This window comes from Planococcus koreensis, assembly GCF_004761975.1.
GTDB lineage: Bacteria > Bacillota > Bacilli > Bacillales_A > Planococcaceae > Planococcus > Planococcus koreensis.
Genome location: NZ_RQII01000087.1, coordinates 1 through 4,514 on the forward strand (window position 1 = coordinate 1; position 4,514 = coordinate 4,514).

Here is a 4,514-nt window from a genome sequence, read left to right on the forward strand (position 1 = left end):
TTTTTTCCTTGTCTCATTTTATTGGGTCACTCTAAATTTTCGCAGCCGGCTTTTTTTGCCTTTTCATTTATTCCAAACGCGGGCTGCGCAACACGGCTTTATCGTAGGCCAATTGAAAACCGCTGCGCCTGACGTTGCGTGCTGAAGACGTTCCGGGTTTTGTCGTGACCGTGGCATACGAGCATCCTGCTTCTTTCGCATATTGCAGACGCTCTTCAATCAGCATTGCCTGATAGCCTTTGCCCCTTTTAGCAGGCAGCGTCGCGGTCATAAACAATTCCGCAAGCTCCCCGTCAATTGCCATGCAGCCGCCACCTGTGCATTTTCCGTTTTCCCTCACCAGAAATGCCGTATTGCCTTCCACCTGCCAAAATGATCTGACCGACTCAACCGCCACTGCCGCTTGGTAATCGTCGTCAGAAATTCCCAGCGCAACCGCCCATGCCCAGTCATGGACATTTTCATCATCCACTTTCTCGACGATTGCCCCTCTGTCTTGCTGGACTTCCTTGGGCTGCCATTGCTGCAAGTCAATCAGCCAAACGTTCAGGAAATGGTCTAATGTATAGCCAAGCACTTGCAGGCGCTTGATGAGCTTTTCATCCGCATATGGCGTAATTTCCAAGAAAAGCGAGAAATCCGTTCTTTTTTTACGCACAAAATTCTCCATTTCATCGATGTCTGAGGATACAAGCACCTCATCAGTCCCGAAACCGAAACCGTGGCAGGAATCCCCAGAACAAAACACATCGCCTTTGCCTTTCAACACCAGATATTCTCCAGTAAATGAAGGGCTTTGCTTCTGGTATTCTTTAAAATATGCCTGTGTCCCTTTGCGTTTAATGTCTTCAATCTTTTTTGTTGTTTCCTTGTTTTGTCCCCATTCCATCATTCGCTGCCACCCTTCTTTACCATAAATACACGCTTCTTCCCGCTCCCTAAATCCTTCGGGAAAATAGAAAAACGGCATCCAAATCAGTATTCAATTTGGATGCCGTCCTTAGCTTGAAATTTATTATTGCGGTGTATAGGTGATTTCATCTTCGTCTTGCGCATCAACGCCGTTTTGGATATGGACGATTGTGCGCAGCAGCAATTTCGCTTTAGGATTGTCCAAAATCCAGCGTTCATCCGGAACAATATCAAATTGCTGCATGACTGTTCCTTTTGATTTCACCGTACCGAAAAATTCGAGTGTCTGTTTCGTAATCAATTTTTCGATAATCTGAAAATCACTGTCTTCCCGATACTCGTCAATCTGTGCCACAACTTGAAGTTCAATAAACTCAACTTCCTGGTCGCTGTCGCCGCCTTCGAAGTAAATCGTACCATTCAGTGTTTCGCCTTCAATTAAATGCGGCCTCTCGACGACTGTATCGATTTTCACCGAGCCGATGCCTACTGAACTAAGGAATTTTTTGAAATTCATAAAATGGAGACCCCCAACTTTTTGTAAGTATTCTATACCACTAAAGAAATAACGTTAAACCGCTCAATTCAGTTCTGTGTAATCGTATTGATGTTCAAGATTGGTTTCATGGCGGTTATAGCGCCGCTTGAATAATTTGTAGAAATGGCTGATCAGAACGCGGAGCAAAGCATACATCGGGATGCCGAGAATGACCCCGGCAATGCCGAATAATGAACCGGCAGTCAGCAGCACGAAAATGATCGTCACGGGATGAATATACATTGTCTTGCCCATGACTTGCGGCGAAATCAAATTGCCTTCAACCAGCTGAACAACCGTCCAGACAACTGCCAATTTGATGAGCATGAACGGCGAAGTCACGAGCGCAATAATTGCGGCTGGCGTGATGGCAATAGCCGGCCCGATATACGGCACTACGCTTGTGATCATCGCCAGGACGCCAAGGAGCAATGCATAATCCATGCCGATGATCAAAAATCCGATGTAGACCATGACGCCAATGCAGAACGCCACGATCAGCTGGCCCTGTATGTATGCGCCAAGCTGTTTGTCTGCTTCGCTCAGCACTTCCCGAGTATCGTCGCGGAAGCGCGGCGGCAGCAGCTTAACGAAGTAGCCCGGCAGCTTGTCCCCGTCTTTCAGCAAATAAAACAAAATGAACGGAACGATGACAATCGACAAGATGACACTGGTGATTGTCGAGATAAAACCGGTGATGCCGGAAATGATGCCGGTTACGACGGATTGCAGCGTATCGGAAACATTCGCTGGCAGTGTAGCCATCAATTGTTCAATATCAAAACTGGAACCGCTGTAATAATCGCCGACAAACGATGTCCGCAGAAAGCTATCGAGGTCTGTCAGCAATTGCATGAAGTATTTTGGGAACTCCATGACCAAAGTCTGAAACTGTTCTTTCAAAAATGGCAGCACCAGTACCGTGATCAACGCCAGGATTCCTGCACCCCCGAGGAAGATGATTGCAATCCCGCCAATCCGGGGAATTTTGGCCTCCATCAACAGCCGCAGGATCGGCCGCAGCAAATAATAGAAGATCAACGCCAAAACCACCGGCAGCACCACTGTCTTCATAAAGACACTTAGCGGATGGAAGATAAAAGACACTTCCCGGAAGATGAAAATGACCGTGCCGAGAAGCACCAACGCAATCAATGAAAATAAGGTATTCGTTCCACCCAGAAACCGGATGAAGTTGGTCGAAAAAAAGGATTGCTTGTCAGGCTCCACAAAAACTCCTACTTTCTGATTAAGTTCACTTTAATTTTAGCATATTATCAGAAAGTTTAATTCAATGGCTGTGACAAAAATTCGGAAAGTGCTTGTTTGTTCTGCTCGATATCAATATCCAGCACTGAACCCGCATGCGAGTAGTTCCCATAGCTATAGCTTCCTTCTACCGGAACTGTCAGGCGCTCCAAATCCCCGCCGCCATTCAAGGCAAGCTGAACTGCAAGCTTCACTTGATCGGCTGTCGAGATATCGGTTTGTACATAGCCTCTCACTGCCCCCGCAAGTTTTGGGTATTGCGGAATAGCGGACGGGCTGATCAGCTCTTCTTTCATTGCAGCCAGGACTTGCTGCTGGCGGCGGACTCGTCCGAAGTCGCCTTCATTGTCGGCGCGGAAACGGGCATAGCCAAGAAGTTCTTTGCCGTTCAAATCGTGGACGCCTTGCTTCAGGCTGACACCGATTAACTTAGACATGTCTTTTTCCACATCAATTTCGACGCCATTCGGCGCAGCGATATCGACCATTTGTTCAAAATTCGAGAAGTCGACCAATGCATAATGATGGATTTCCACACCGAACATTGAGCGCAATGTATCTGCCAAAAGGTCGGCGCCTCCTAAATAATAAGCCGTATTCAATTTATACGATTGATAATCCGGGATATCTGCGTATATATCGCGCATGAACGAAGTCAATTTCACTTCATCAGTTTTTTTATTATGCGACAGCAGCATCATCGTATCGGTGCGGGATTGCTCTTCCCCGCGGGAATCAACTCCCATGATCAAGATGTTTGAGTAATCTGGATTTTCCGGATCTCCATCAAAACTAACCGGCTCAATCTCTGTATTTTTTTCTGCTGATTTTAATCCGCTCTGGTATTGCACAAACGCATAAGCTCCCACTGCGAGCAATATGATAAACAGGATGAGAAGCACGCCGCGGAACCGCAGCCGTTTCTTTTTGCGCCGTCCTGATCTGGCAGGCTGCATTTCTTCTTGCATAATTAACACGTTCCTTTCTATTTCTTGCCTAACATAAGACGACATTTCATAAGAAGAAGTTTCGGCAATCCTATTATAAACATATAAATTGTCGTCTAACAGCGACAATGGTAAGATTTTTCTATTCCCTTTGAGAGGAGCAACCCCGAATGACAGAAAAAGCAACATTCGCAGGCGGCTGCTTCTGGTGCATGGTCAAGCCATTCGACCAATTTGACGGCATCGAAAGCATCGTTTCCGGATACAGCGGCGGCAGCGTCGAAAACCCTACTTATGAACAAGTGAAATCCGGTACGACCGGACATCTGGAAGTTGTCGAAATCACATTCCAGCCCGAAGTGTTCAGCTATGAACAATTGCTTGAAATTTTCTGGCAGCAAATAGACCCGACCGACAACGAAGGCCAATTCCAGGATCGCGGCTCTTCCTACCGTGCTGCTATTTTCGTGCATAATGACAAGCAGCGCCGTTTAGCCGAAGAATCGAAACGAGCACTTGATGAAAGCGGACGTTTCAACAAGCCGGTTGTCACCGAAATTCTCGACGCCGCACCATTTTATCCGGCAGAAGATTACCACCAGGATTATTATAAAAAAAATGAGGCTCATTATAAGGAAGACCGCGCCGCCTCAGGACGCGATGAATTTCTAGAAGCAACCTGGAGAGAAGATTAATAAGCAGTCAAAGAAAAGGCCGATGCACGTAATCGGCCTTTTTGAGCTTGATAAGAAAGTTGAATCATTTTTTTGATAGAGCCGATATTCCGCAAAGCAGCTGCGCTTGCCGCGGGCGAGCGCCAAGCCTCCTCAGTCGCTTCGCTCCCTGCG

Annotated in this window: 5 protein-coding genes; 1 reads left to right on the forward strand and 4 read right to left on the reverse strand. The window is 46.8% G+C overall.

Features of this window, described 5'->3' with window-relative positions; genetic code table 11:
- Positions 1-67 precede the first annotated feature (67 nt).
- The 4 genes from EGV91_RS17040 to EGV91_RS17055 all read right to left on the reverse strand — a co-directional run bounded on the left by EGV91_RS17040 (position 68) and on the right by EGV91_RS17055 (position 3,687).
- A complete protein-coding gene (locus EGV91_RS17040) occupies positions 68-892 on the reverse strand; it encodes a GNAT family N-acetyltransferase (RefSeq protein WP_158290637.1) in 825 nt (274 codons plus the stop codon).
- A 123-nt stretch (positions 893-1,015) separates the two neighbouring features.
- Positions 1,016-1,429, reverse strand: coding sequence for a sporulation protein (locus EGV91_RS17045; RefSeq protein ID WP_135505857.1), 414 nt, complete (start codon positions 1,427-1,429; stop codon positions 1,016-1,018).
- A 63-nt stretch (positions 1,430-1,492) separates the two neighbouring features.
- Positions 1,493-2,680: an AI-2E family transporter gene (locus EGV91_RS17050; protein ID WP_135505859.1), complete on the reverse strand. Its 1,188-nt coding sequence runs from the start codon at positions 2,678-2,680 to the stop codon at positions 1,493-1,495.
- 56 nt (positions 2,681-2,736) lie between these two features.
- Positions 2,737-3,687 carry an LCP family protein gene (locus EGV91_RS17055; protein WP_135505861.1) on the reverse strand — a complete coding sequence of 317 codons (951 nt, stop codon included), beginning with the start codon at positions 3,685-3,687 and terminating at the stop codon, positions 2,737-2,739.
- 149 nt (positions 3,688-3,836) lie between these two features.
- Here EGV91_RS17055 and msrA point away from each other — a divergent pair, with 149 nt between their 5' ends.
- A complete protein-coding gene (gene msrA, locus EGV91_RS17060; protein ID WP_135505863.1) occupies positions 3,837-4,361 on the forward strand; it encodes a peptide-methionine (S)-S-oxide reductase MsrA in 525 nt (174 codons plus the stop codon).
- The last annotated feature ends 153 nt before the right edge of the window (positions 4,362-4,514 follow it).